The sequence below is a fragment of the Roseateles sp. DB2 genome, from assembly GCF_051857535.1.
Classification (GTDB): domain Bacteria; phylum Pseudomonadota; class Gammaproteobacteria; order Burkholderiales; family Burkholderiaceae_C; genus Roseateles_B.
In genome coordinates this window covers 431,843-456,214 of the sequence record NZ_JBPZGY010000002.1, presented here as the reverse complement: position 1 = coordinate 456,214, position 24,372 = coordinate 431,843, and the positions used below count along the sequence as shown (strand labels likewise).

23 protein-coding genes are annotated in these 24,372 nt (G+C 68.6%); 14 read left to right on the top strand and 9 right to left on the bottom strand.

Annotation, left to right across the window (positions count from 1 at the left end; translation table 11 throughout):
* Positions 1-6 precede the first annotated feature (6 nt).
* Genes ACS5PK_RS04540 through ACS5PK_RS04525 form a run of 4 tightly spaced genes read right to left on the bottom strand, consistent with a single transcriptional unit; the run spans position 7 to position 3,960 of the window.
* The gene (locus ACS5PK_RS04540) at positions 7-603 is read right to left on the bottom strand and encodes a chalcone isomerase family protein (RefSeq protein WP_439439061.1); all 597 of its coding nucleotides are present in this window, start codon (positions 601-603) and stop codon (positions 7-9) included.
* Positions 600-1,850 (bottom strand): class I SAM-dependent methyltransferase, encoded by a 1,251-nt coding sequence (locus tag ACS5PK_RS04535; RefSeq protein WP_439439163.1) that lies wholly within the window; start codon positions 1,848-1,850, stop codon positions 600-602. The genes ACS5PK_RS04540 and ACS5PK_RS04535 overlap by 4 nt, the downstream gene beginning before the upstream one ends.
* A gap of 20 nt (positions 1,851-1,870) precedes the next feature.
* Positions 1,871-2,644 (bottom strand): DUF1365 domain-containing protein, encoded by a 774-nt coding sequence (locus ACS5PK_RS04530; protein ID WP_439439060.1) that lies wholly within the window; start codon positions 2,642-2,644, stop codon positions 1,871-1,873.
* Positions 2,641-3,960 (bottom strand): NAD(P)/FAD-dependent oxidoreductase, encoded by a 1,320-nt coding sequence (locus tag ACS5PK_RS04525; protein ID WP_439439059.1) that lies wholly within the window; start codon positions 3,958-3,960, stop codon positions 2,641-2,643. The genes ACS5PK_RS04530 and ACS5PK_RS04525 overlap by 4 nt, the downstream gene beginning before the upstream one ends.
* A gap of 141 nt (positions 3,961-4,101) precedes the next feature.
* On the opposite strand from ACS5PK_RS04525, the gene ACS5PK_RS04520 reads away from it, so the two are divergent.
* A complete protein-coding gene (locus tag ACS5PK_RS04520; RefSeq protein WP_439439058.1) occupies positions 4,102-4,746 on the top strand; it encodes a TetR/AcrR family transcriptional regulator in 645 nt (214 codons plus the stop codon).
* Entirely contained in the window at positions 4,743-6,773 is a 2,031-nt protein-coding gene (locus ACS5PK_RS04515; protein WP_439439057.1) for a DEAD/DEAH box helicase, read from the top strand. Before ACS5PK_RS04520 ends, ACS5PK_RS04515 begins: the two co-directional genes overlap by 4 nt.
* 126 nt (positions 6,774-6,899) lie before the next feature.
* On the opposite strand, the gene ACS5PK_RS04510 is transcribed toward ACS5PK_RS04515, so the two are convergent.
* The gene (locus tag ACS5PK_RS04510; RefSeq protein ID WP_439439056.1) at positions 6,900-7,175 is read right to left on the bottom strand and encodes an HU family DNA-binding protein; all 276 of its coding nucleotides are present in this window, start codon (positions 7,173-7,175) and stop codon (positions 6,900-6,902) included.
* A gap of 221 nt (positions 7,176-7,396) precedes the next feature.
* On the opposite strand from ACS5PK_RS04510, the gene ACS5PK_RS04505 reads away from it, so the two are divergent.
* From ACS5PK_RS04505 to ACS5PK_RS04495, 3 genes are read left to right on the top strand one after another with little or no spacing between them, the layout of a single operon-like run.
* Positions 7,397-8,017: a hypothetical protein gene (locus ACS5PK_RS04505; RefSeq protein ID WP_439439055.1), complete on the top strand. Its 621-nt coding sequence runs from the start codon at positions 7,397-7,399 to the stop codon at positions 8,015-8,017.
* Positions 8,018-8,025: 8 nt separating this feature from the next.
* Positions 8,026-9,006: a phosphotransferase family protein gene (locus tag ACS5PK_RS04500; protein WP_439439054.1), complete on the top strand. Its 981-nt coding sequence runs from the start codon at positions 8,026-8,028 to the stop codon at positions 9,004-9,006.
* Positions 9,003-9,872, top strand: coding sequence for a hypothetical protein (locus ACS5PK_RS04495; RefSeq protein WP_439439053.1), 870 nt, complete (start codon positions 9,003-9,005; stop codon positions 9,870-9,872). Before ACS5PK_RS04500 ends, ACS5PK_RS04495 begins: the two co-directional genes overlap by 4 nt.
* A 102-nt stretch (positions 9,873-9,974) precedes the next feature.
* Here ACS5PK_RS04495 and ACS5PK_RS04490 read toward each other — a convergent pair whose 3' ends face one another.
* On the bottom strand, positions 9,975-10,553 hold the full coding sequence (locus ACS5PK_RS04490) for a peroxidase-related enzyme (RefSeq protein ID WP_439439052.1): 579 nt from the start codon (positions 10,551-10,553) through the stop codon (positions 9,975-9,977).
* A gap of 355 nt (positions 10,554-10,908) precedes the next feature.
* Positions 10,909-12,135, bottom strand: a complete 1,227-nt coding sequence (locus ACS5PK_RS04485; protein WP_439439051.1) for a diaminopropionate ammonia-lyase — start codon at positions 12,133-12,135, stop codon at positions 10,909-10,911.
* A gap of 421 nt (positions 12,136-12,556) precedes the next feature.
* On the opposite strand from ACS5PK_RS04485, the gene ACS5PK_RS04480 reads away from it, so the two are divergent.
* The 3 genes from ACS5PK_RS04480 to ACS5PK_RS04470 all read left to right on the top strand — a co-directional run bounded on the left by ACS5PK_RS04480 (position 12,557) and on the right by ACS5PK_RS04470 (position 17,481).
* Entirely contained in the window at positions 12,557-15,643 is a 3,087-nt protein-coding gene (locus tag ACS5PK_RS04480; protein WP_439439050.1) for a beta-1,3-glucanase family protein, read from the top strand.
* A 221-nt stretch (positions 15,644-15,864) separates the two neighbouring features.
* A complete protein-coding gene (locus ACS5PK_RS04475) occupies positions 15,865-16,278 on the top strand; it encodes a hypothetical protein (RefSeq protein WP_439439049.1) in 414 nt (137 codons plus the stop codon).
* Positions 16,279-16,560: 282 nt separating this feature from the next.
* Entirely contained in the window at positions 16,561-17,481 is a 921-nt protein-coding gene (locus tag ACS5PK_RS04470) for a hypothetical protein (RefSeq protein ID WP_439439048.1), read from the top strand.
* Positions 17,482-17,562: 81 nt separating this feature from the next.
* Here the strand turns inward: ACS5PK_RS04470 and arsA are convergent, their stop codons facing one another.
* Both arsA and arsD read right to left on the bottom strand, forming a co-directional pair.
* Entirely contained in the window at positions 17,563-19,326 is a 1,764-nt protein-coding gene (gene arsA, locus ACS5PK_RS04465) for an arsenical pump-driving ATPase (protein ID WP_439439047.1), read from the bottom strand.
* Positions 19,327-19,339: 13 nt separating this feature from the next.
* Positions 19,340-19,699 (bottom strand): arsenite efflux transporter metallochaperone ArsD, encoded by a 360-nt coding sequence (gene arsD, locus ACS5PK_RS04460; RefSeq protein ID WP_439439046.1) that lies wholly within the window; start codon positions 19,697-19,699, stop codon positions 19,340-19,342.
* A gap of 108 nt (positions 19,700-19,807) precedes the next feature.
* On the opposite strand from arsD, the gene ACS5PK_RS04455 reads away from it, so the two are divergent.
* The 6 genes from ACS5PK_RS04455 (at position 19,808) to arsN2 (ending at position 24,371) form a co-directional block, all read left to right on the top strand.
* Positions 19,808-20,131: an ArsR/SmtB family transcription factor gene (locus ACS5PK_RS04455; RefSeq protein ID WP_439439045.1), complete on the top strand. Its 324-nt coding sequence runs from the start codon at positions 19,808-19,810 to the stop codon at positions 20,129-20,131.
* Positions 20,132-20,159: 28 nt separating this feature from the next.
* Positions 20,160-20,654 carry an arsenate reductase ArsC gene (locus ACS5PK_RS04450; protein ID WP_439439044.1) on the top strand — a complete coding sequence of 165 codons (495 nt, stop codon included), beginning with the start codon at positions 20,160-20,162 and terminating at the stop codon, positions 20,652-20,654.
* Between the two features lie 18 nt (positions 20,655-20,672).
* On the top strand, positions 20,673-21,176 hold the full coding sequence (locus ACS5PK_RS04445) for an arsenate reductase ArsC (RefSeq protein ID WP_439439043.1): 504 nt from the start codon (positions 20,673-20,675) through the stop codon (positions 21,174-21,176).
* 4 nt (positions 21,177-21,180) lie between these two features.
* The gene (locus ACS5PK_RS04440; protein WP_439439042.1) at positions 21,181-21,882 is read left to right on the top strand and encodes an aquaporin; all 702 of its coding nucleotides are present in this window, start codon (positions 21,181-21,183) and stop codon (positions 21,880-21,882) included.
* 111 nt (positions 21,883-21,993) lie between these two features.
* Entirely contained in the window at positions 21,994-22,500 is a 507-nt protein-coding gene (locus tag ACS5PK_RS04435; protein WP_439439041.1) for a MarR family winged helix-turn-helix transcriptional regulator, read from the top strand.
* Positions 22,491-24,371 carry an arsenic resistance N-acetyltransferase ArsN2 gene (gene arsN2 / locus ACS5PK_RS04430; RefSeq protein WP_439439040.1) on the top strand — a complete coding sequence of 627 codons (1,881 nt, stop codon included), beginning with the start codon at positions 22,491-22,493 and terminating at the stop codon, positions 24,369-24,371. The genes ACS5PK_RS04435 and arsN2 overlap by 10 nt, the downstream gene beginning before the upstream one ends.
* Position 24,372: the final 1 nt, after the last annotated feature.

The following is a 24,372-nucleotide window of genomic DNA, read 5'->3' as shown; positions in this document are numbered from 1 at the left end:
CTCGACTCAGCCGGGCAGGCCCAGCAGCGATTGGCGCAGGGCTGGGGCAGAGCTCTGCGGCGCCAGCCAGATGCCGAAAAAGAGCCGCGCGTACAGGGGGTCCGACAGCTCCGCGGTCTGGCGGCCGTTGTAGAAGAAGCGCACGCCCCCCTGGCCGTCATGCCAGCCCAGCAGGCGGTCCCCCGGCTTCACGTCCGGAAAGGCCTGCTTCATCAGGACCAGCCACTGCTGGGCCTGCGTCTCGCTGAAGGCCCCCACGCGGCGCATTTCCGCAATGGAGCGCTCGGCGATGGCCGCCCCCTCCAGCCGCCGGTCATAGCTGAGCACCAGGCCCAGACGCTGGCCGGCGTAGTCCTCGGGCGAGAAGGCGGGCGTGGTCCACAGCCGGGCCTCGTAGACCCGCAGGCCGAAGAAGCGCAGCACGCCGCTGCCGCGCAACTGCGCGCCAGGCAGCAGCGCCTGCAGTTCCTCCGGCAGGGCGGGCGTGGCAGGACCGCCGGCTGCGGGCATGGGAGCGGAAGAGGCAGGAGTGGCCATAAGCATCCAGGGCAGGGAACAGAGGGCCGCGCACAGCGCACGGCGGTGCAGGCGGCGGGGGGTCATGGGGCGGGCTTTCTGAGGGTGAACTGCATCACGTCGGTGTTGCCGGTGTCGAAAGCGGCTTCGCAGTAGGCCAGGTAGAAGGTCCAGATCTTCTCGAAGCGCGCATCAAAGCCCAGGGCTCGGACCTGGGGCAGCGCCTGCAGGAAGTCGGCATGCCAGCGGCGCAGGGTCTCTGCGTAGTCGCGCCCGAAGGCCAGGCGGTTCTCCACCACGAAGCCGGCGCGGCGCGCCTCCGCCTCGAAGGCCGAGGGGCTGGGCAGCAGGCCGCCGGGGAAGATGTACTGCTGGATGAAGTCGGTCGAACGCAGGTAGCGCGGGAAGAGGTCGTCGCGCAGGGTGATGCTCTGTATGCAGGCATGGCCGCCGGGCTTGAGGCAGTCCCACAGCGTCTGGAAGTAGCCGCGCCAGTACTCGTGGCCCACGGCCTCGAACATCTCGATGGAGACGATGGCATCAAAGGGCTGCTCGCGGTGCTGGGCCGGCAGGTCGCGGTAGTCCTGGTAGCGCAGTTCCACCTGAGCCTCCAGCCCGGCGGCCGCGATGCGCTCGCGGCCCCATTGCAACTGCTCACGGGACAGGGTCACGCCCGTCACCTCGGCACCGAACTCGCGTGCTGCCAGCTCGGCCAGGCCGCCCCAGCCGCAGCCGATCTCCAGCAAGCGCTGGCCCGGCGCCACGCGGGCTTCGCGCAAGGCGCGGCGCACCTTGGCTGACTGCGCATCGATCAGGGCCACGCCGTACGGCTCGCGGCTCTCGAACCAGGCGGCGCTGTAGCTCATGCCGGAATCCAGCCAGAGCCGGTAGAAATCGTTGCCCAGGTCGTAGTGGGCGTGGATGTTCTTCTCGCTGCCGGATCGCGAATTGCGCTGGCGCAGGTGCTTCAGGCGGTAGAGCAGCCGGCCCCACCAGCGGCCGTAGACCAACTGCTCGATGTGCCCGCGGTTGACGATGCACAGACGCAGCAGGGCGGCGAGGTCAGGCGTATCCCACTGGCCGTCGATGTAGCTCTCTGCCAGGCCGATGTCGCCGGACTTGACGGTGCGCTCGAAAACCTGCCAGTCATGCACCACCAGCTGCGCCCTCAGCGGCGCTTCACCGGCCTGCACGGGGCGGCCCAGCTGCAGCGTCTCGCCATCAGGCAACTGCAAGGTCAGCTGGCCCTGCGGCAACCGCTCGAGCAGGCGCAGCACGCGCCGTGCGGAGGCGGAGATGGAGGCGGCCAGGCCGGGCCGGGCCGAAGCATTCAGAAGGGTTTCTTGGCTCATGGTCATCGACTCACCAGTTCAGTCGGGGCGGATGGCTTGGAGAAGAAGGGCACGCGCTTGCACCACAGGCGCAGGGCCTGCCAGTGGATGCGCAGCACCACGCCGAAGGTCATCAGGGGCATGCCCCAGAAGGCGCGGCGCACGGCCTGGGGCGTCAGGGGCTGCAACAGGCCGGCCTGGCTGGTCTGCAGCAGCAGGCCCTGTGCATCGCTCAGGTCCACAGCCGCACGCAGCCAGGCGGCCTGCCCCTGCGCATCCAGGCGGCGATCGAAGCGAAAGGCATAGTCGCCCTCCACGCGGCAGAAGGGCGAGACATGAAAGACCTTGCGCGCCGACTGCCGGCGCCCGTACGCCAGCTCGGGGCCGGTCAGCAGGTAGAGATGGCGCTCACCAAAGGTGTTATTGACTTCCGCCACCACCGCGGCCAGGCTGCCGTCCTCTCGGTGGGCGTACCAGAAGCTCACCGGCTTGAAGGCGAAGCCCAGCACCCGGGGGAAGGTCTGCAGCCAGACCTCGCCGGTCGCGTCATGGACGCCCTCAGCCAGCAGCAGGCGGTCGAACCAGGCCAGGGCGTCGCCGCCGCCGTCTCCATGGTCGCGGTCATGGAAGCTCAGCAGGCCCCGGCGGTTGCGCCGCAGCGCTGCGCAAGGCTGATCTCGCAGCCGGCGCAAGGGCAGGTGCAGGAAGTAGCTGGGGTAGTGAAAGGCGTGCAGCGCGGGCCGCTGACGCCGGTGCCACACGGAGCCCAGGGCCAGTTGGGCGCAGACTGCGCTCATGCGGCCCCCCGCTGCGCAGTGGCGTCACGCCGGGCCAGGGCAAACTCAACGGCGTCTGCCACCTCGAATCCTGAGCGCAGGCCGTCCTCATGAAAGCCATAGCCGCTCCAGGCCCCGCAGAACCAGGTGTGGCGCAGCCCCTGCACCTGGGGCAGCTGCGCCTGGGCCTGCATGGCGGCGCGGTCGAACACCGGATGGGCGTAATGAATGCGTCGGTGCACCAGGCGCTCGTCGAGCGGCCGCGCGGGGTTGAGCGAGACGATGACAGGCTGCGACCACGGCAGCGGCTGCAGGCGGTTGATCAGGTAGTGCAGGCAGACCTGGGCGCCTTCACTGCCGGCGTCCGCCGCGCGCTCATAGTTCCATGCGGCCCAGGCGAGCCGGCGGCGCGGCAGCACCGACACATCGGTGTGCAGCACCGCCTCATTGGGCTGGTAGCGGATGGCGTGCAGCAGGGCTCGCTCCTGGGGCAAGGCATCGTCGCCCAGCAGCGCCAGGGCCTGATCGGCATGGCAGGCGAAGACCACGGCATCGAAAGACTCGGCCCCCTGCACCGTCAGCACTCGCGCGCCGTGGGCCTGGCGCTGCACGCCCAGCACCGGCATGTTCAGCCGGGCATCGCCCAGTCGCTGCAGCATCTGCCGCACGTACTGGCGCGAACCGCCACGCACGGTGTGCCACTGCGGCCGGTCCTGGATCTGGATGAGGCCGTGGTTGTGGCAGAAGCGGATCAAGGTGCGAATGGGAAAGCGCAGCATCTGGTCCGTGGGACAACTCCAGATGCAACCCACCATGGGGAGCAGGTAATGGTCCTGGAAGGTCCGGTCGAAGCGGTGCTCGGCGAGAAAGTCCTCGATGGCGCCGTCCAGCTGCGCCTCCTCGCCCCGCTGCGCGAGGTCCGTGCAGAGGCGGTTAAAGCGCAGGATCTCCCGCAGCAGCCGCCAGAAGTCCGGCTTGAGCAGGTTGCGGCGCTGCGCGAAGACGGTGTTGAGCGAGCTGCCGCTCCATTCCAGCCCTTCACGGCCGTCGGCGCTCGGCACCTGAACGGAGAAGGACATGTCCGAGGGCGCCGTCTCTACACCCAGGGTTTGAAACAGCTCGGTCAGCAAGGGGTAGGTGCGGTGGTTGAAAACCAGAAAGCCGGTGTCCACGCCGTGGCTGACACCGTCCAGGCAGAGGTCCACCGTGTTGGCGTGGCCGCCGAAGTGGGAATCCGCCTCGAAAAGCGTCACCCGGCGGGGAGAACCCGGCGCACTCAGCCGCCAGGCCGCCGCTAGACCCGACACCCCTGAACCAATGACTGCAATGCGTCGCATGGGCCTGCTCCCTGTGCTGCAGCCGCCGCTTGGACCCGGCCGGCCAGTTTCTGAACTCATCAGTTCACAACTATAACTCCTCAGTCTAATTTTTGCACCATCAGGTATTTCCAGCAGTCCAGTCGGTCTAGAATGCAGGCCATGGGAGCCCGACCTTCGATCCGTGAGCAGGTGCAGCGCATGCGCCAGGAAGCCATCGTCACGGCGGTGAACCGCCTGCTGGCGACCAAGGGCTATGACGCCATGACCGTGGACGAGGTCGCGGCCGAGGCCGGCATGGCCAAGGCCAGCCTCTACAAGCTCTTCGCCTCCAAGGAAGACCTGGCCGGCGCGGCCATGGTGGCAGTGCTGGACCGGGCCCTGGCCTTTGTCGACCGCCTGCGGGAACAGGCCGCCGCCGCCGCAGCGGCCGGTGTGCCGATCAGCGCACGCGCTCAGCTGGAGGCGGTCACGCGCTGGGCCATGCAGACACAGCTGGAAGGTGAAATGCCCTCCCTGCCCGCCCAGAACTCCAGCCTCAGTGCCTCTTTGCAGTCCAACGACGACTACATGGACCGCCTGCTGGCCCTGAGCAACCGGCTCAGCATCTGGATCACGGAAGCCCAGACCGGGGGGCAGATCCAGACGCAGTTTCCGCCCGAGATGGTGCTCTACACCCTCTTCGCCCGCGCCTGCGATCCCGTCGTCAGCCTGCTCAAGGACTCCGGCCAGTACACCCATGCCCAGATCATCGACTGGGTGATGACCAGCACCTTCCAGGGCCTGGGCAGCAGCACTGCGACGTGAGCCTGGCCGACCTGCGGGCGGCCCTGGACGCCGAGCTGGCCGCCACGCCCGAGTACTACGACTTCAAGGTCCTGCGCAGCGAGCGCGAAGGCCCGCTGTGGCGCGTCACGCTCGAGCCGGGCTACGTCTACGCCCAAGGCCAGCCGCCCGGCCAGGCAGCGGCGCTGAGCCTGCTGGATGACAGCCTGGATGGCGCCTCCGCCTGGTGGGGGGAGCCCGCCAAGGGCCATGCCAGCGTGCTGGCCCTGCGGGTGGAGGAGGACCAGCTGCTGCTGCAGAACGCCAGCACCGCCCCGCCGGGGCCGGACCAGTTGATCCGCCTCTATCCGCCGCGCTTCCTCAAGGCCTTGGTCGAGGCCGCCTGGGACACGCCCTGGGCCGAGGCCGCGCTGGCGCTGCGGCCCGCCCTCTCGACGCCGCAGCCGGCGCCCGCGGGCCCGCCCCTGACCGGCGCCCCGTTCCGCTGGCTGCGCGAGGCTCAGCGACGGGCCCTGCAGACCCTGGTGCAGCACCGTTGCGCCTACCTGTGGGGCCCGCCCGGCACCGGCAAGACCACCACCCTGGGGGTGCTGCTGGCCGAATACCTGGACAGCCGCCCCGGCGCCCGCATCCTGCTGGTCTCCAGCACCAACCAGGCGGTGGACCAGGCCTTGATCGCCGTGGACAAGGCCCTGCTCAAGGGGCGGCGCGAGCCCCTGCGCGGCACGCTGCAGCGCTTGGGCACACGCTTCGACCCGGCGGCCTACGACGGCCGCGAGCACCTGCTGCCGGGCACCGATCCGGCCCTGCTGGCCGCCCTGTCACGCCTGGAGGCCGCGCGACCACCCAGCCACGACGCCCAGGCGCTCAAGGCCTGGAGCGACCGCCTCACCGCCCTGCGCGAGCAGCTGCGCGCCGACACCCGCCGCGCGCTGCGCCAGGCCCGTCTGGCGGCCATGACGGCCAGCCGCGCGACCGCCAGCCTGCCCCTGCTGCGCTCGCTGGACGACAGCGGCGCGGGCGAGCCGCCCTTCGACCTGCTGGTTTTCGACGAGGCCAGCCAGCTGAGCCTGGCCCAGACCCTGCTGCTGATGCCCCTGGGCGCGGCAGCCCTGTTCGCCGGGGATCCCCAGCAGCTGGCGCCGGTACTGCGCAGCCGCGAGCCCGCCGCTCGGCGCTGGCTGGGGCGCTCGGCCTTTGCCGACATGCCGCGTCAGGGGCCGGCCGTCGTGCTGCTGGACGAGCAGTCCCGCATGGCGCCGCCCATCAGCACCCTGGTCAGCGAGGTGTTCTACGACGGCGCGCTGAAGGTTGCCGCGGACGCGCTGGAATCGCCCGACTGGCTGGCGCGCCGGCAGCGCCCGCTGGCCGCGCTGCCGGCCTCCGCCCATGTGGCGCTGCTGCCGGTGAAAGGCGCGGGGCGCTGGTCCGCCCAGGACCGCGGCCCTCAGCGACCGGCCTCCGCCGAGGCCCTGTCTGGCGCCGTCGCCCAGGCCCTGGCGGACGGCCACTGGCAGCCCCATGAGCTGGTGGTGCTGACGCCCTTTCGCGCCCAGCGCGCGCTGATCCGCCGCGGCCTGCAGGCCCGGGGCATCGGTGACGAGGCCGGCGTGAGGGTGAGCACCGTGCACCGCGCCCAGGGCAGCGAGGCGCCGGTGGTGTTCTTCGACCCGGTGGACGCCAGCCTGCCCTTTTTGCAGACGGAAGACGCCCGCCGCCTGCTCAATGTGGCCCTCAGCCGCGCCCAGGCCAAGGTGCTGCTCTACCTCTCGGACGCGGACGCCGCCAGCCCGCTGCTGGCGCCGCTGGTGCAGCGCCTGCGCCTGGCCGGGGACAGCCGCCCCGTCGTCCCCCTGCAGGTCCTGGCCGCGGCGCCCGACTTCCCGCGCAATGCCCTGGGCCTGCGGGTGAGTGCCGGCCGCGTCACGGGCGAGGTCCAGCGCCTCAGCCCCGATGGCCGCCAGCTCTGGCTCGTCAACGAGCGCAGCGGCGCCGCCCTGCCCCTGGATACCGACTTCTGGCGCACCAAGGCCAGAAGCAGCGCCTGAGGCAGCGCTTGAGGCAGCGCCTGACGCATTGAGGGACCCGCCCCGCAGCAGACGGCCAGGCCAGAAATGACAAGGGCCGGCACCGCACGAGACGGTACCGGCCCTGGGCCTTCAGCGGCGAACCGCTCAGGCGTTCAGCGCATCCTTCAGCACCTTGCCCGGCGTGAACTTGGCCGACTTGGAGGCAGCGATTTCCAGCGTGGCGCCGGTGGCGGGGTTCTTGCCGGTGCGGGCAGCGCGCTCGCTCACCTTGAAGGTGCCGAAGCCGACCAGGGCGATGGCCTCGCCCGCCACCAGGGCCTCGCTGATGCTGGCCAGCGTGGCGTCCAGAGCCGTGCCGGCGGCGGCGCGGCTGATGCCGGCCTTGGTGGCGATGCTATCGATCAGTTCACTCTTGTTCATGCAAATGCTTCCGTTGGCGCCCGAAGGGGGCAAAGGGGCCGGATTATCACGGAAAGGCAGAGCGGGCCCATGCGGCGGCAACAATGGGCCGGGACCTTAAACTAGACAGTCGTCCGACAGCGCCCCTCCCCCCCCGACCAGCCATGACCTTGGTGGAACTCCTTCCCGACCTCCGGCGCACACTGGCAGCCTGGGGTGGCCATGCCTCGCTGCAACGGGTCATGCAGACCTTTCCAGACCTGCAGGTGTTCCTGGCCGGCGGCGTGATCCGCCAGCTGATGACTGGACACGGCACGGCACCAAAGGACTTTGACTGCTTCCTGGCTGGTCCCAGCGTCGAGCAGGCTGTCGCCAGCCTGGCCCGTGAAGGCACGCTGCATCGCACGCCCTACGGTGCGCCGCGCTGGTACCCCCAGGGAGAGCCCAGCTGCTACGCGGACCTGATTCCCATTGCCGACTTCGTGCCCGGCCTGTGGCCTTGCGAGGACATCGTCGACGTCCTCAACCAGTTCGACTTCACCGCCAATGCCGTGGCCATCGACCTGCGCAGCTGGGTGACCTACGATCCGCAGCACGGCCTGCGCGACGCCCGCCGACGTGTGATGCGCATGGTGCGCTTCGACTACCCCAGCGGCCCCTACATCGCCGGAGCGTCGCTGGACCGCAACGTGGTGCTGTGGTTCCGGGTCATCCACTACGCCAGCACCTTGGCCCTCGAGATCGAGCCCCTCACGGCAGGCTGGCTGCGCCAGCACCGCCGCTGGTGCTCGCATGAAGCCGAGTTCGCGCGGCTGTTCTTCAAGCCGGACCTGCGCGCACTGGCAGCGCTGGGCGTGGCTTGAGCACGCCCATGCTGGACCGCAGCCTGCATCCGCCCCATCTCGCGGGACTGGCCGCCCAGGTCGTCAGCGGGCTGAGCGGCGCGTCGGTGCGCAGCGCGGAAGTGCTGCTGCACGGCATGATGACCTTCAAGTGCCGCGTTCGGACGTCCAGCGGCGAGGACCTGATCGTTCGCTTCTATCCTCGCGGACGCTCCTCCATCGTTCACCAGGAGCCGGACCTGCTGGCGCGGTGCCGGGAGCTGGGCTTTGCAGTCCCCGAGCCGGTGGGCGACTCCCGCAGCGGCCCCCCCTCGCCCCTGGCCTATATGGTGTACAGACGCATCGAAGGCCGGACCCTGCAAGAGCACCTCTCGGACACCGGCGAGCGGCCCCAGGATAGGCTGGCCGGCGAACTGGCCTGGCATCTGCACCGCCTGCAGGAGTTGGACTTCGAGGGCGCAGGCGAGCTGGTCTCGGCAGGCCGTGCACGCGACGCCAGCTGGCAGGCCTTCGCCAGGCAGTCCTTCCATGCCGGCCTGGCAGCCATCGAGGCGCATGCGCTGCTGCCCCAGGCGCTGAGGTCCGCGCTGCGGGACTTGGCAGACGCTGAGCCCGCCCGCATGGCAGGCCCGGCACACCGGCTCATCTGGGGCGACTTCAACTTCGGCAACATCCTCGTGACCGAGGCCGGCAACATGGCCGGCCTCATCGACTTCGAAGGCTGCCTCAGCGGCGACCCGCTCGCCACCCTGGGCTACGGCTTCGCAACACACGGCTTGCATCCCTTCTTCGACCTGGTCCTGCGGGCCTGGCCTGAGGCGCTGGGGCAGGAGGCCCTGGACGCCATTGCCTGGTACGCCCTGCTGCGTGCCATGAGAATCGCGTGCTACGCTCATTTGCCTTTGCCCACGGGGCGCCATCGCGACCCGTTGATGGAAATCCTGCCCGGCATGCTGCCCGCGCTGCAGCGACTGACTGGGCGCCTGTTCACCGCTGTGAGGCCTGAATGAATACCAGCACAACGTCACCGGCCCCAGACGCGGGCAGCCATCCGCCTGCACCTGCCGCGGCATGGTGGGAAAAGCTCGCGCTCTTCGTGGCCCTGCTGGTGCTCTCCGTCACCCTGCTGAAGCTGACCTACCGCACCATCGAACGCTTCAACAATGGCGCGGTAGCCGAATCCACAATCGCCTGGGAGTTGCCCGAGCGGGCCAGCATCAAGCCGGGCCCCGCGAATTTCCACTACGACGCCGAATCCCGTCGCCTGCTGCACCGCGGCCCCATGGACGCACGCCAACTGCTGGCGCTGCGCGACCTGCTTGAGTTCGACACCGGCAAGGGGGCAACAGCCACGCCCGCGGCTACGGCCGCGCCGGCGCGTGGCGCCGCATCGGCGAGCGGCAATGCCGAGCCTACGGCGAGTCAGGTCCAGGCGGCCCTGAAGAGCTACCACGCCGCGCTGGACGCCCTGGCCTACCGCTCCAACGCAAGGCAGGTGGGGCAGATCCAGTTGCTGCTGCTGCTGGGCCTTCTTGGCGGCTGCCTGGGGGCCATACTCCGCTCGCTCGTGGATTTCGTGGGCAACGCCTGCTACAAGGACGCGCTGGACCTGCGCCGCTGGTGGCCCCTGTATGCCACCCGGCCCCTGGTGGGCGCAACGCTGGGCTTCCTGCTCGTGGTCCTGTTCAAGGCCAAGCTGCTGACCTCCCTCGAAACCCAGACCGGGGACGACTCCTTCTGGTGGCTGGGCGTTGCGGCCATCGGCGGCTTCAGCACGGTGGATGTCACCATGCGCCTGCGCCTGGCGGCCAAGGCCTTGTTTGGCGTCGAATCCAAGGATGCGAGCAAGTCAGGCAAGGGCGACGCGGGCGCCTGAGCCGCGTGCAGTCAACCGGTCGGCACGGACAGCCGCGGCAGCCAGGGCAGCCAGGGCAGCCAGGGCAGGCCAAGGCCGGCCGCAGTCCTCGGCCTGCAGCCCTCAGCGCCCGAGTGTGTAGAACTCGTCGTTGGGCCGCATGCTGCTGACATTGGCGATGCGGTTGGAGAGACCAAAGAAGGCCGCGATGGCGGTGATGTCCCAGGCGTCATCCATGCTGAAGCCATGCCGCTGCAGGATCTCAAAGTCCTCGTCTCCGACGGCGTACGAAGCGGTAGACACCTTCATCGCAAAGTCCAGCATGGCCTTTTGTCTGGGCGTGATGTCAGCCTTGCGGTAGTTGATGGCAAGTTGGTCCGCGATCAGCGGACTCTTGGCTCGGATACGCAGGATGGCTCCGTGCGCGACCACACAGTACTGGCACTGGTTGGCGTTGCTCGTCGCAACCACGATCATCTCGCGCTCGGCCTTGCTCAGAGAGCCAGGCTTCTCCATCAGGGCGTCGTGATAGGCAAAGAAGGCACGGAACTCCTCCGGCCGGTGGGCCAGAGCCAAGAAGACATTGGGCACGAAGCCCGACTTCTCCTGCACCGCAAGAATGCGGGCACGCATGTCATCCGGGAGCTCGGCAAGCTCGGGCACGGGAAAGCGGCTGATCTTGAAGGTCGATTTGGTGGGCATTCAGATTCCTTGGCGAGAGCCTGTGGGCAATGAGGGCCTAGCCAGCGCATGGCGGCCATCTGGACGCCTGGAGGGCAGGAGCCGCCAGCGCGGGTTACTCGTGCGGGCAACTCGTGCAGCTTGCTCGAGCGGGCCCCTGCTGATGCCCTCCATGCCAGGCAAGAGGATCATCGCAGAAGGACTGATCCCATCGGCATCTGCACCTCACCGCCCGGCTCCGGCACGCTTGCGCGACCTGCGGCTCCCCGCCGCGCCAGGGTGCTGGCTTCGATGCGCCAGGCCCGACCACCGTCAACGCGAGACGACTCGAATCGCGCGCGCTGACTCTGATGTTGCGCGACCAGCGTCGCCGCAGCTACCGGCTCCAGGTAGTCAGCCAGGCCTGCTGCGCTGCACGCACCGCGGTATCGGACCGGCCGACGATGCCCGCATAGACACCGGGCGCCGTCGCGCCTTCCGTGCTGATGAGCAGCACGCGCGACTGTGCATCGAGTCCGACGGCGCACCGCTCGGCATTCGAGGCCGCCAGGCTTTGCAGCGCCGCCAGACCGGCCACGCCCGACTCGCCCGCCACCAACGGCACGTCGCCCTGGGAGCCGTCCGCCAGGCATCGCATGGCAGCCTCGGCCTGCGTGTCGCTGACCGTCATGAAGGCATCCACGGCTGGCTGCAGGAAGCGCCAGGCCAGGGGCGAGGCCTCGCCGCAGGCCAGGCCCGCCATCACAGAGTCCACGCTGCCTCCCGCCCTCGCCGGCCGGCCCGCGATGGCGCTCTGCAGCAGACAGTCCGCCTGCTCCGGCTCCACCACGATGAAGTGCGGGCGCGCCGCACCGAAGCGATCCCAGAAGCAGCCGACGATGCCGGCAGCCAGGCCACCGACACCGCCCTGCAGCAGGACATGGGTCCAAGGGCAGGAGCCCTCGCTGCCCTGCTCGGTTAGCAATTCGTCGGCGATCACGCCATAGCCCTGCATGACGTCGCGCGGGACGTCCTCATAGCCTTCGTAGGAGGTGTCGGACACCACCTCCCAGCCCCGCTCTTGCGCCAGGCGCGCAGCCTCGTGGACCGAGTCGTCGTAGCTGCCTCTGATACGCACGATCTCGGCGCCAAAGGCTGCAATGGCCTGCTCTCGCTCATCGCTGACCTGGGCATGCAGCACGATCACGCAGCGGCAGCCCAGGCTCTGCGCAGCCGCCGCGAGAGCCCGGCCATGGTTGCCATCAGTGGCACTGATCACAACGAGCTGCGCCAAGTCCTGCGCACACCGGCCAGCCAGCAGCTCGACCGCAGACCAACCCGCCTGCGCAAAGCGGCGCTGCACCAACTTGATCAGGGCATTCGGAGCACCCAGGGCCTTGAAGCTGCCCAGCACAGAACGCCGGGACTCGTCCTTGATCGTCAGCTGCGCGATGCCCAGTGCTCGGGCCAGCCCGGGCATGGACCAGGCCGGCGTGGCCTGCGCGCTCAGCCCGGACCAGCCCGCCAGGCGCAGGCGGGCCGCATGGGCCTCGTCCAGACTGAGCAGGGATCGAAGCCCGGCGTCATAGGTGCGTCGCGTCGCATGGGTGTTCATGAGGAGCATGGGGCGGTCCTTGAGCCAGGGGGCGGAGCGCGCGGACGGGCAGGATGCGGTCGTCAGCGTCGCGGCAGGCCTTGTGAATGGCCATGCTATCGGCTTCGTCGACCTCCGCAGCTGGCGGCAAGAACGAGGGTTCAGCAGCGCTGCTTCATCAATCACCCCACAACAGCCACCCTGGTACGCAACAGGTCAACACTGAACCGCGTACCTGGACGACTGGATGCCTGGCCTTGAACGCAAAATAAAGACATTCAATGAAACCGATTTCATGCCTAACATTGAATACATATTTTTGCGACAGATCGAGCAGCTTTACGCCTATTCAGGAAAGCGCTTTCAATGCAGAATTCAGACTGCAGTACTGAGCACATACGAGCGCCTTCATGCGCCAGAGGGATCCCCCTCAACGAGACTGGAGACAAGCATGACACACACTTTTCTCGGGTTGATAGGACGGCTGCTCTGCGCCGTTCTTGCCCTCTCCCTGGGCCTCCTGCCCGCCCACGCGCGCGCGGCCGACTTCACGGCCGGAGCCGAGCTCGCAGGCAGCACGGCCACCCTCTGGTTCAAGCCCGGCGTCAGCACCAGCTGGGTGGATGCCCACTACAGCGTGGCGGGCGGTGCGCAGATGAATGTGCGCATGAACTACAACAGCAGCACGGCGCGCTTCGAGACCTCATTTGACGCCAGTGCGGGCCAGACCATTACCCACAGCTTCACCTATTTCACCGGTGGCGCGGCCTATGACTCCAGCACCGGTTCCTCGTTGCTGCAAGGCGGCGGTGGCGCGCCGGCCGCGCCGGGCTTCTCGGTGCCCGCAGGCAGCTACGCCGCGCCGCTGAGCATCAGCCTCAGCAGCACGAGCGGCGCGACCATCCGCTACACCCTGGACGGCAGCACACCCACCTCAGTCTCGCCCGCCTACACGGCTGCGCTGACGCTCAATGCCAGCGCCACACTCAAGGCGGTTGCCCTGCTCAACGGGCTCAGCTCCGCCGTCAGCAGCGCCAGCTACACCATTACCAGCAGCGGCGGCACCGGCTACACCCAGGGTGTGGACCATGCCGGCGGCGTGGCCACCTTCTGGTTCGCCCGCGAGCTGGCCAGCACGGCCTGGGTCGACGTGCACTACGACGCTGGCAGCGGCCAGCAGAACGTGCGCAGCAGCTACAACAGCAGCACCCAGCGCTTCGAGTACAAGACCGCCCTGCCCGCTGGCGCCACCGTGAAGTACAGCTTCACCTGGTTTGCCAACGGCAGCGGCGCGGCGGACAGCCCCCTGTTCGTACTCACACTCGGCGGTGGCGGTGGCGGTGGCCATGTGGCGGCGCCAGGCTTCTCCGTGCCTGCAGGCAGCTACAGCAGCGCCCAGCAAGTCAGCCTCAGCAGCAGCACACCGGGGGCCGTGATCCGCTACACCGTGGACGGCAGCACGCCGACCAGCGCATCGCCCGTCTATGCCGGCCCCATCCCCGTGGGCCGCAGCCTGACGATCAAGGCCTTTGCCAGCGCGTCCGGCATGACGGACTCCCCCGTGTCCAGTGCGGACTACGTGATCAGCATCGCCAATGGCGGCTTCTCGCAAGGGGTGTCAGAGTTGGGTGCCACGGCCACCCTCTGGTTCAAGCCCCTGGCGGCCCAGCGGTTCGTGATCCTGCATTACCAGATCGGCACCGGTTCGCAGATCAATCCCCAGATGGCCTACAACCCCAGCCTGGACCGCTACGAGACCGTGCTGAGCGGCCTCAGCGCCGGCCAGCGCATCCACTACGCCTTCACCTATGCCCCGATGTCCGGCGCGCAGACCGACTCGCCGGCCTACAGCTACGTCATGGGCATGGGCAACGACATCCCCAAACCCGTCTTCAGCCCACCCGGCGGCAACTACGCCAGCCCGGTCAGCGTCAGCCTGACCACCCTGGCTTCCACAGGCGTGGTCCGCTACACCACGGACGGCTCCGCGCCCAACGCGCTGTCGCCGCAGTACACCGGCCCCATCGTGGTCAACACGGCCATGACACTCAACGCCATCAGCGTGCTGAGCGACGGCAGCCAGTCCGGCATCAGCAGCAGCACCTATGTGGTGGGCTCGGCTGGTGGCCAGGTCGCCGCACCCGTGTTCTCCCATGCCCCAGGCAGCTATGGCGCACCCATCCAGCTGACCCTGGCCTCCAGCACCGTGGGGGCAACCATCCGCTTCACCACGGACGGCAGCCTGCCCAGCGCCAGCTCGCCCGCCTATGGTGGGCCCATCCCTCTTGCCACATCGACGATGGTGCGCGCCATGGCCTTCAAGCCCGGCATGACGGCCTCCAGCATGAGCCAGGCCAGCTACAGCATCGGCGGCGGCAACGCGCAGGTGTGGAATGGCCAGACCACCTTCAAGCTGGTCAACGCCACGCGAGGCAGGTTCAGCGATGCACAGGTCTACTGGGCCATCATCGGCAAGGACTGGGCCAGCGACCAGTTCGTGCACGTCAATGCGCAGGGCCAGTTGGTGCCCATGAGCCTGGCAGACAACGGCGCCCTCATGAAGAACGGCCTGCCCTACAGCAACTATTTCTTCACCCTGGAGCAGCTGAAGTCCGTAACCATCCCACCGATCAACTCGGCGCGCATCCTCTTCAGCGTGGGCAGCCCCATGTATATCTGGGTCAACACCGACGCCAACGGGAAGATCGCCTATGCCGGCGCGAACATCGAGAACCCGACCGACCCCAACATTGACGTCACCTTCGACTTCGGCGAATTCGCCATCCTGCCCCCGGGCAGCAATCCTCAGGGTATCTTCGTCAACACGACACGGGTGGACCAGTTCGGTTTCCCGGTGCAGCTGGCGGTGACCGGCCTGGACGGCTTCACGCAGACGGTGGGCGAGTCGCTCACCGAGACCCGCGAGGAGCTCTTCGCCAAGTTCATCAACGACATGCCCGCGCCCTTCAAGGGCCTGGCCCAGGCCCCCTATGCGCCGTTTCGCATCATGGCGCCCGCCCACGCCACCTTCCAGGCCGGCCAGGCCCAGGAGCACTACCTCGATGACTACATCAGCGCTGTCTGGGCCCAGTACAGCCAGCAGGATCTGGTGCTGGACCTGCGCAACGGCTGGGGCAGCTTCCGCGGCCGCGTGAGCGGCAACGTGATGCGCTTCACCGATGCCAATGGCGGCGTCTACTACATCAACGGCAAGCCCACGACGGCCATGGTGATGCTGGGCAACGGCCTGCTGGACGACACCAGCGGCGGCCCGACGAACGCAGGCAAGCAGTTGCAGCTGCAGGCCCAGCTGTGCGCTGCGCTGAACCGCCGTGTGGCCCATCTGCCCTTCGAAAGCTGGTGGGACCCGGCCGCCCATTTCCCTGCAGGCCAGCCAGCCAACCACTTCGCCCGCTTCTGGCATGAGCACAGCCTGGGCGCCCTCGCCTACGGCTTTGCCTATGACGATGTGGGCTCGCGCAGCCCGTCCATCCACACGAGGTCACCCCAGACGGTGACCTTCTCGATCGGATGGTGAGCACCACGCCCAGGCGGCCTGGCCTCGACGCCACCCCGCAAGGCCAAGGCCCCGCGACGATCGGGCCCCTGGGCTGGGCTGGCAGCCTGGCGTTGGGTCTGCTGGGCCTGACCGCATGGCTGTTGGGCCCGCCAGACAGCGCACCGGCCCCGGCAGCAAGCCGGCCGGGCCTGCCCGCGTCGACGGCGGCACCCGCGGTGGCCCCGCCGAACCCGGCAGGGTTGAGCGCGTCTGCCGCACGGCCCGCCACGGCTCAGGCCCCGTCACCGGCCCTGAGCGTCCGCGTCCTGGCCCTGCGCAGGGACAGCCGCGGACGCTGGCTGGCGAGGCTGCAGCTAGGGCAAGAGGCGCCTCGCCTGGCCCTGGTGGGTGACGTGGTGGCGCCCGGCCTGCGCATCGAGCACATGGCCCCAGGCGGCATCACCCTGCGCCGGGGCCTGCAGCTGGAGCACCTGAGCTTTGACGGGCCCGTGGAAGCGAGCCCCACGGCGCCAGTGCCCCAGCGGCCACCGGCCCCCTCGGTGATCGTCAGCCCGCCAGGGCAGGAGGCGCCAAGCAGCAGCAGCGTGGAGCGAGCCATCCAGCGCGCAGCCTGGCAGGCCGGCTACGGAAGCGGTCAGCAGAGCGGTCACTAGAGCTGCCATTGACGCAGACTCGGAGGCCGCTGCCCCCCCATGCCCACGCCGGTCCAGGCCCGTCGGAAGGCATAGGGCTGAAAAGGCAGCGGCACCCAGTGGCCAGTCCCGGCGCAACACGGTCGGCTAGCGGTCGGCTAGCGGTCGGCTAGGAAAAACTGTGCCGCAATCTCAGCATTCAGCTGATGGCGCCCACCCCTGAGCTCATGCCAAGCTGCCTGGCACGCGTGACGGCGGGAGGCGCAGATGGCAGGGTTCGATTCAAGAGCAGGCAGGGACGGCGTGAGCCAGCGGTATCCCGCGTCGCAGGGAGCGGGGCCTCAGGAACGAGGCGCATCGGGCGCTGGCGGCGCGCAGGGCACCTCCCTGGGCATCAGGCAGTCGCCGCGGGTGCTCGCTCAGCGCAAGCTGATCACGGGCTGGAACGCCAGCCTGCCGGTTCAATGCTATTCAAAGGTAGGAAGCAAGCTGGTCAGCGCGAGCGCGCAGTACGTGCTGGATGAAGACAAGCGGGACATCCTCCATGCGGCCCAGGGTGCCGCTGTCCCCCAGCCCGCCCAAGCGTTTGAAAAGACAGGGACCACCATCTTCACGGGCGAAGCCCTGGGACGGGAGCAAGATCCTCAGAACTTTGATTCGTACAAGGGCAAGCTCCAGTTCAACGGTGCGCAGTCCTCCGTCAATCCCAATGACTGCGGCATGTATGCCAACGCGCTGGCACGCGGTCGCGACGCCTGGTCAAAGGAGACCCTGAATGGCTTGAGGCCCAGCCGTCGGGAGGGCCTCTCCACGCCGGAAGATCGCTACAAGGCGGCGCAAGGCAATGAAGGGCTGAAAGCCCTGGCCAATCGCGATCGATATGACGAAGGCGACGAGGACAACAAGGAGCCCTACCTGAACATGCAGGTGGGCGATGTCTTCGAGCTCTACTTCTTGGACCACGTGAGCAAGGCGCTCAAAGAGGGCGGGGAATGCTCGCACCATGCGGCAGCCGTCGTCGCCGTGGACGGGACCGACCAGATCACCCATGAGGCCAACGCCGGCCTGGACATCACTGCCGGGCAGTTCTTCATGTACGGACAGGCCCTGAACCAGCAGTTCTACAGCAAGAACATTGGTGGGTTCGACTGGGACAAGGCCCCCTCCATCAAGGATGACGCCGACAAGAAGGGCATCCTGGACCGGCTGATCAAGACGGACTAGCGCTCGGCCGCGCCCCGCAGGCGAACAGCCCGGTCCTCTCGAGCCCCGAAGAACACCCGCCGCCAGGTGCCGCGTGCAGCCTCAGTCCGCTGGCCGCGACAGCCGCCCCAGGCGCTCTATCCCCACCGGCTCCTCGGCCAGCAGCGGCACCACGGCGTAGCGCCTGGCATGCGTGCCGGCCACAGCCTCGATGAAAGGCACTTCCTTCGCGGCCCGCGCCCGCAGCAGCGGCGATGTCACCGGCCTCGCCGCCACGCTGTTGTTGATCACCCAGGCCCAGGGTTCAATGCCCGCCCTGCGCAGGTCCTCCTGCAGCAGGGCTGCCTCCTGAACCGGCGTGTTCTCGGCCAGCGTGGCGATCAGGACCCGGGTGCGCGCCTCGTCCTGCAGCTGCATCATGGGCGTCGTGAAGTGGACGCCGGAGCCCGACATCTGGCGCGCGATCTCCCGGTGGTAGGCCCCCGTGGCATCCAGCAGCAGCAGGGTGTGGCCGGTCGGCGCCGTGTCCATGACGACGAATTTGCGCCCCGCCTCGCGAATGATCCGCGAGAAGGCCTGGAAGACGGCGATCTCCTCGGTGCAGGGCGAACGCAGGTCCTCTTCCAGCAAGGCACGGCCCTGGGCGTCCAGGTTCCTTCCCTTGGTCGCGAGGACCTGCTCGCGATAGCGCTGTGTCTCGACATGCGGGTCGATGCGACTGACCGTCAGATGCTCCATCTGCCCCTCCAGCGTCTCTGTCAGGTGCGCGGCCGGGTCTGAGGTCGTCAGGTGCACGGGCAGACCGCGCCGCGCCAACTCGACGGCCAGCGCCGCGGCCAGCGTCGTCTTGCCGACGCCCCCCTTGCCCATCACCATGACCAGCCCGTGACCCGCCGTGGCCAGCTCGTCCACCAGGCCGGCCAGGGTGGGCGCGTCGATCGCCTCCTGCGCGGGGCTGCCGCCGTCCTGCGCCAGTGATGGGGTGTCATTGAAGAATCCGCGCAGGGCCTCGAGCCCGACGAGATCGAAGGCCTTCAGCGGGACCTGGTCCGTCGGCAACTCGCGCAGGGGAGCGGGCACGGCCGCCAACGCGGCCTGCTCACGCCGGACCACGGCCGCCGCCAGCGGGTCCTGCGCCCCTTCGGCGGCGGGCATGACACCGTTGACGACCAAGTGCTGGCGCGTCAGGCCGATGCGCGCCAGCTCGTCATGGGTGCGCGCCACCTCGCGCAGCGTCGAGGCCTGCGCTCGGGCCACCAGGATCAGACGCGTGCGGGCCGGGTCGGACAGCGCATCGACGGCCGCCTTGTACTGGGCACGCTGCTTCTCCAGGCCGGCCAGGGGGCCCAGGCAGGAGGCGTCGCCCTTGCCGGCTTCAAGAAAGCTGTTCCAGGCGCCAGGGAGCTGCAGCAGGCGGATGGTGTGGCCCGTGGGCGCGGTGTCGAAGATCACATGCTCGAATCGCCCGACCAGCGTCTCGTCGGTGAGCAGTCCCGTGAACTCGTCGAAGGCGGCGATCTCGGTCGTGCAGGCACCGGACAGCTGCTCTTCGATGCCCTTCACGACCTCGCTCGGCAGCACGCCCCGCACCGGCCCGACGATGCGGTCCCGGTATCCCTGAGCGGCGGCCTGCGGATCGATCTCCATGGCCCACAGGTTCGCGACCTCGGGCACCGCCGTGATCTGGTTGCCGATGCGGATGCCGAAGACCTGGCCGACATTGGACGCCGGATCGGTGCTGACCAGCAGCACGCGCCGGCCGGACTCGGCCAAGCTGACGGCCGCGGCGCAGGCCAGGGACGTCTTGCCGACACCCCCCTTGCCGGTGAAGAAGGCGAAACGGGGCAACTGGTCGAGGAACTTCATGGGCACTCCTGGTTCAGCAGCACCGGCCGCCGCTGCAGCAGCTGGCGGCGGTGGGCGCGTCTGCAGGCATTGTCAGGCCGGCCCACTGCGCCAGCTGCTGGCGGCTGGGATAGCGCCCGGCCAGCACCACCTGCCCGTCCAGCACGGCGATGGGAAGGGCGTCCTGCCCCGAGCGCTCCAGAAAGCCGCGCACGGCCTCGTTCTGGGCAAAGGCCAGGGGCTGCTGGGCGAGGTTGAAGCGCTCGATCTGCGCGCCTTGCGCCTGGGCCCAGGCGATGTCGGCGGCGGCCTGGATCAGGCCGGCGTCGACGTCCGGGCCACAGACGCCGCTGCTGCAGCACAGGGCAGGGTCAAAGATCTGGAGAGAAGGCATGGCGAACTCCTATGGATAGCGTCATCAGACTGACACAAGCATGGCGGACAGTCAGGCCTCGCGGCTTGTGTTGCATCAATAGTTCCAATTCTATAGAATTATCAACCTATGGAAGAGCAACACGTTGTCCGCGCCCTCGCAGCCCTGGCTCAAGCCCACAGGCTCAAGGTGTTTCGTCTGCTGGTCGTGGCAGGCCCACAAGGCCTGACCCCAGGCGCGATTGCCGAGGCGCTGGAAGTGCCTGCGGCGACGCTGTCCTTTCACCTGAAGGAACTCAGCCATGCCGGTCTGGTGACCCAGGAGCGCATCAGTCGCAACGTGGTGTACCGCGCCGCCTTCGAGCGCATGGACGAGCTGCTGACGTTTCTCACCGAGAACTGCTGCAAGGGGGAAGCCTGCCTGCCCGTGTCATCCACGTCCTGCGCGTGCTGACACCAACCCCTGTCCTCGAAGGATTCGCGTGAACGCTACTGCCTACAACGTGCTTTTTGTCTGCACCGGCAATTCGGCCCGGTCCATCCTGGCCGAAGCACTGATGAACCATCTGGGTCGAGGCCGGTTCAAAGCTTACTCTGCGGGTAGTCATCCCGCAGGCCGAGTCCACCCGCGGTCTCTGGACACGCTCGCCTGGCTGCAACTGCCCATTGACGGCTACCGCAGCAAGCGCTGGGAGGAGTTTGCTCGCCCCGACGCCCCTGCGCTCGACTTCGTGTTCACCGTCTGCGACAAGGCGGCCGGTGAAGCCTGCCCGGTCTGGCCCGGCCAGCCCATCACGGCACATTGGGGCCTGCCCGACCCTGCCGCTGCCGAGGGCAGCGAAGCCGAGAAGCTGCAAGCCTTTCACGACACGGCCCTGGCCTTGAAGCGACGCATCGAGCTGATGCTGGCGCTCCCTTTTTCCACCCTTGACAAGATGTCGCTGCAGAAGGCCGTCCGCAACATCGGCCAAGCCTGACCACTCTCATCGCCCACCATGACCACCCACGTCCTCATCCTCTGCACCCACAACTCCGCGCGCAGCGTGCTCTCCGAGGGCATGCTGAACCACCTGGCCGCCCGGCTGGGCAAGGACGTCCGGGCTCACAGCGCCGGCAGCGCCCCCAGCGGGCGGCTGAACCCCTTCGCGCTGGAGGTGCTGACCCAGGCCGGCGTCGATGTCAGCGGCTACCGCAGCAAGAGCTGGGACGAGTTCACCACGCCCGAAGCGCCGCCGCTGTCCATCGTGATCACCGTCTGCGACAGCGCCGCGGCCGAGCAGTGCCCGGTCTTCTTCGGCGGGCATGGCCAGCCGGTGAAGGTGCACTGGGGTTACCCGGACCCCTCCCATGCCGAAGGCGGCGATGAAGGCAAGCGCCGCGCCTTCGAGCTGACGCGCCAGGCCATCGGCTACCGCATGCTGCAGCTGCTGGCGCTGCCGCTGGAAACCCTGGGCAGGCAGGAACTGCTGGCGGCCCTGAACGCCATCGCCAAGAGCTGAGCCCATGTCTGCGCGAAACACTCAGAAGTTGCTGGCCGAGGGCCTGGGCACAGCACTGCTGCTGGCCGTGGTGATCGGCTCCGGCATCATGGCCGAGCGCCTGGCCGGCGGCAACGTGGCCATCGCCCTGCTGGCCAACACGGCGGCCACCGTGGGCGGGCTCTACGTCCTCATCGAGGTGTTCGGCCCGATCAGCGGGGCGCACTTCAACCCAGCGGTCTCCCTGGTGATGGCCGCACGCGGCGAGCTGGCCCGGGGCCTGCTCCTGCCCTATGTGCTGGTTCAGCTCCTGGGGGCGATGGCCGGCGCCTGGCTGGCCCATGCCATGTTCGACCTGAGCCTCCTGCAATGCGCCGGCAAGCTGCGCGGCGGCCAGGGGCAGTGGATCGCCGAGGCCGTGGCCACCTTCGGCCTGCTGCTGGTGATCCTTCGCGCACCGGCCGGGCGGGCCTCCGCCCTGGTGGCAGCCTACATCGGCGCGGCCTACTGGTTCACGGCCTCCACCTCCTTCGCCAATCCGGCAGCCGTCTTCGGCCGCATGTTCAGCGACAGCTTTGCGGGAATCGCCCCCGCCAGCGCGCCTGGCTTCGTCCTGGCGCAGTTGCTGGGCGCGGGGGTCGCCATGCTGGTGGCCCGCCTGCTCTCGCCGTTGCGTCCGTCGACACCGCCCCTGGCCGCCGGGACGGAGCAGACTCAGAAAGCCTGAGCGATCGGAGCACGGGGCTGCGGCCCCGTTCTTTCCGCCCAGATAGTTGCTATTGACAACCTACAAAAGGAGCTCGTATGGTGTCGACAGATAGTTGCTATTCGCACCCATATGAACCCACCCGTCCTTTCCCCGGCGTCCAGTCCCGGCAGCCTGCTGCGCGAGGTGGCGCGTCTCTACACCCGGGCGCAGCGCGTGGTCGCGGACTGCTGCCGCACCACCAGCACGCAATGCCATCTGCTGACCGAGCTGGCGCGCTCAGGGCCCTTGCCGCTGTCGGAGCTGGGCCAGCGGCTCAGCCTGGAGAAGAGCTGGGTGTCACGCGCGGTGGAGGCCATGGCAGCCCGTGGCTTGGTGACCAAGGAGCCGAACCCGTCCGACGCAAGGAGCTGGCTCGTCACGCTCACCGCCGACGGCGTTCGCACGGTCCATGAGCTGAACCACACGCTCGATGCCCATGCGGACCAACTCCTGGACCGCCTGGGCGAGCGCAATCGCGCTGCGATCGAGAACTCTCTGCTGCTGCTGCTCCAGGCCCTGCGGGACGACCAGGCCGCCAATTGCTGCCTCCCGCCGCCTGAAGCCCAAGACACCAAGGACAAACCATCATGTTGCTGAACCAAGTTGCACTGCGCCAGGCTGGCGCTGCGGACTGGCCCGAGATCGAAGCCCTGCTGCAGGCCAACCAGCTCCCCACCGCGGGAGCACGGGAGCACCTCTCGACCTATGTGCTGGCCGTGTCCAACGGCGAGGTCGTCGGATGCGCGGGTGCCGAGGTCTATGGCTCCGTGGCCTTGCTGCGCTCGGTGGCGGTGCGGCCGGGCCTGCACAAGCAGGGCATCGGTCGGATGCTTCTGCAGCCCCTGCTGCAACAGGCTCGTGTGCGTGACATTGCCTCGCTCCATCTGCTGACCGTCACCGCGCCGGAATACTTCGCCCAGTACGGCTTCAAGCGAGGCAAGCTGGAGGAGGCGCCCGCCGCCCTCAGGGCCTCGGCCGAGTTCCAGGGCGCCTGCCCGGCCTGCGCCGCCTTCATGAGCCTGAGCTTGCGCGAGATGCCCCAGGCGGAAGACGGCCTGCCAGTCGCGGTGCTGGGCGCGGGCCCTGTGGGGCTGGCTGCCGCCGCACAACTCATCGAGCGCGGGCTGCCTTTCGTGGTGCTGGAGGCCGGAAGCAGTGTTGGCGCCCACCTGCTGGATTACGGCCATGTGCGCTTGTTCTCCCCCTGGAAATACAACATCGATGCCAGCATGGCACGACGGCTGGCATCAACCGGCTGGGTGGCCCCCCCGGACGCCGAGCTGCCCCTGGCTGCGGAGCTCGTGGAGCGCGTGATGAAGCCCTTTGCGGCCCTGCCAGAGGTGGCTGGATCCCTGAAGCTCGAGGCTCGGGTGGTCGGACTGAGCCGCGAGGGCCATGACAAGGTGAAGAGCACGGGGCGAGACCAGGCCGCCTTCGTCGTGCGCTACCTGCAGGACGGCCGCCTGCAGGAGCTGCGCGCACGCGCCGTCATCGACGCGACGGGCACCTGGAGCAGGCCCAATCCCCTCGGCGCGAATGGCCTGCCCGCTCTCGGTGAAGCCGAGGTGGCTGACCAGATCTTTCACGGCATTCCCGACGTCGCCGGCACACAAAGGCCGCGCTATGCAGGCAAGCGGACCCTGGTCGTGGGCGCCGGGCATTCGGCGGCCAATGCGCTGTTGTACCTGGCCGAACTCGCCCGGCAGGAGCCCGGCACGCGGCTGGCGTGGGCCGTGCGTTCGCCGTCGCTGCAGCGTGTCTTCGGTGGCGGCAGTGCCGACGCGCTGCCAGCGCGTGGCGAACTGGGCGGCTCGCTGCAGCGCCTTCAGCAAAGCGGCGAGATGGAGTTCTTCAGCGGCCTGCACATCACGGAAGTCCGGCGCGAGGCCTCGGGTCAGCTAACGGTGCGGGGCAGGGACACTCAGCGCCGTCCAGTCGAGGTGGCAGGCATCGATGAAATCATCTGCGCGACCGGCCAGCGCCCTGACTTGAGCATGAGCCGAGAGCTGCGCCTGAGGCTGGATCCCTGGCTGGAATCCACTGAGGCCCTGGGCCCGCTGATCGACCCCAACCTCCACAGCTGCGGCACGGTGAGGCCGCATGGCCACCGTGAGCTGTCCCACCCTGAGCCTGGCTTCTACACGGTCGGCGTGAAGAGCTATGGCCGCGCGCCGACCTTTCTGATGGCCACCGGCTTCGAGCAAGCCCGGTCTGTCGTAGCGGCCCTGGCCGGCGACCTCGAAGCGGCGGACCGGGTCGAGCTGGAGCTTCCGCAGACGGGCGTCTGCTCCATAGGACCGGCCCACGCGGGCACGGGCGGCAGCGCCTGCTGCGACACGCCTGCCGAGGCGCCGCAGGCCGCCGCGACGCCCGAGCCCCTCCCGACCCCGGCCTCTGCGGCCTCGTCCTGCTGCAGCGCCCGCGCTGCAGCTCCGGCGACGGCCTCTGCATCCAGCTGCTGCGGCTGAG

What these genes read in the sequence shown, in the direction of transcription:
- ACS5PK_RS04540 (WP_439439061.1), bottom strand. Translation starts at nt 603, where the DNA reads ATGACCCCCCGCCGCCTGCACCGCCGTGCGCTGTGCGCGGCCCTCTGT.
- ACS5PK_RS04530 (WP_439439060.1), bottom strand. Translation starts at nt 2,644, where the DNA reads ATGAGCGCAGTCTGCGCCCAACTGGCCCTGGGCTCCGTGTGGCACCGG.
- ACS5PK_RS04525 (WP_439439059.1), bottom strand. Translation starts at nt 3,960, where the DNA reads ATGCGACGCATTGCAGTCATTGGTTCAGGGGTGTCGGGTCTAGCGGCG.
- ACS5PK_RS04520 (WP_439439058.1), top strand. Translation starts at nt 4,102, where the DNA reads ATGGGAGCCCGACCTTCGATCCGTGAGCAGGTGCAGCGCATGCGCCAG.
- ACS5PK_RS04510 (WP_439439056.1), bottom strand. Translation starts at nt 7,175, where the DNA reads ATGAACAAGAGTGAACTGATCGATAGCATCGCCACCAAGGCCGGCATC.
- ACS5PK_RS04505 (WP_439439055.1), top strand. Translation starts at nt 7,397, where the DNA reads ATGCAGACCTTTCCAGACCTGCAGGTGTTCCTGGCCGGCGGCGTGATC.
- ACS5PK_RS04500 (WP_439439054.1), top strand. Translation starts at nt 8,026, where the DNA reads ATGCTGGACCGCAGCCTGCATCCGCCCCATCTCGCGGGACTGGCCGCC.
- ACS5PK_RS04495 (WP_439439053.1), top strand. Translation starts at nt 9,003, where the DNA reads ATGAATACCAGCACAACGTCACCGGCCCCAGACGCGGGCAGCCATCCG.
- ACS5PK_RS04490 (WP_439439052.1), bottom strand. Translation starts at nt 10,553, where the DNA reads ATGCCCACCAAATCGACCTTCAAGATCAGCCGCTTTCCCGTGCCCGAG.
- ACS5PK_RS04485 (WP_439439051.1), bottom strand. Translation starts at nt 12,135, where the DNA reads ATGCTCCTCATGAACACCCATGCGACGCGACGCACCTATGACGCCGGG.
- ACS5PK_RS04480 (WP_439439050.1), top strand. Translation starts at nt 12,557, where the DNA reads ATGACACACACTTTTCTCGGGTTGATAGGACGGCTGCTCTGCGCCGTT.
- arsA (WP_439439047.1), bottom strand. Translation starts at nt 19,326, where the DNA reads ATGAAGTTCCTCGACCAGTTGCCCCGTTTCGCCTTCTTCACCGGCAAG.
- arsD (WP_439439046.1), bottom strand. Translation starts at nt 19,699, where the DNA reads ATGCCTTCTCTCCAGATCTTTGACCCTGCCCTGTGCTGCAGCAGCGGC.
- ACS5PK_RS04455 (WP_439439045.1), top strand. Translation starts at nt 19,808, where the DNA reads ATGGAAGAGCAACACGTTGTCCGCGCCCTCGCAGCCCTGGCTCAAGCC.
- ACS5PK_RS04445 (WP_439439043.1), top strand. Translation starts at nt 20,673, where the DNA reads ATGACCACCCACGTCCTCATCCTCTGCACCCACAACTCCGCGCGCAGC.
- ACS5PK_RS04440 (WP_439439042.1), top strand. Translation starts at nt 21,181, where the DNA reads ATGTCTGCGCGAAACACTCAGAAGTTGCTGGCCGAGGGCCTGGGCACA.
- ACS5PK_RS04435 (WP_439439041.1), top strand. Translation starts at nt 21,994, where the DNA reads ATGAACCCACCCGTCCTTTCCCCGGCGTCCAGTCCCGGCAGCCTGCTG.
- arsN2 (WP_439439040.1), top strand. Translation starts at nt 22,491, where the DNA reads ATGTTGCTGAACCAAGTTGCACTGCGCCAGGCTGGCGCTGCGGACTGG.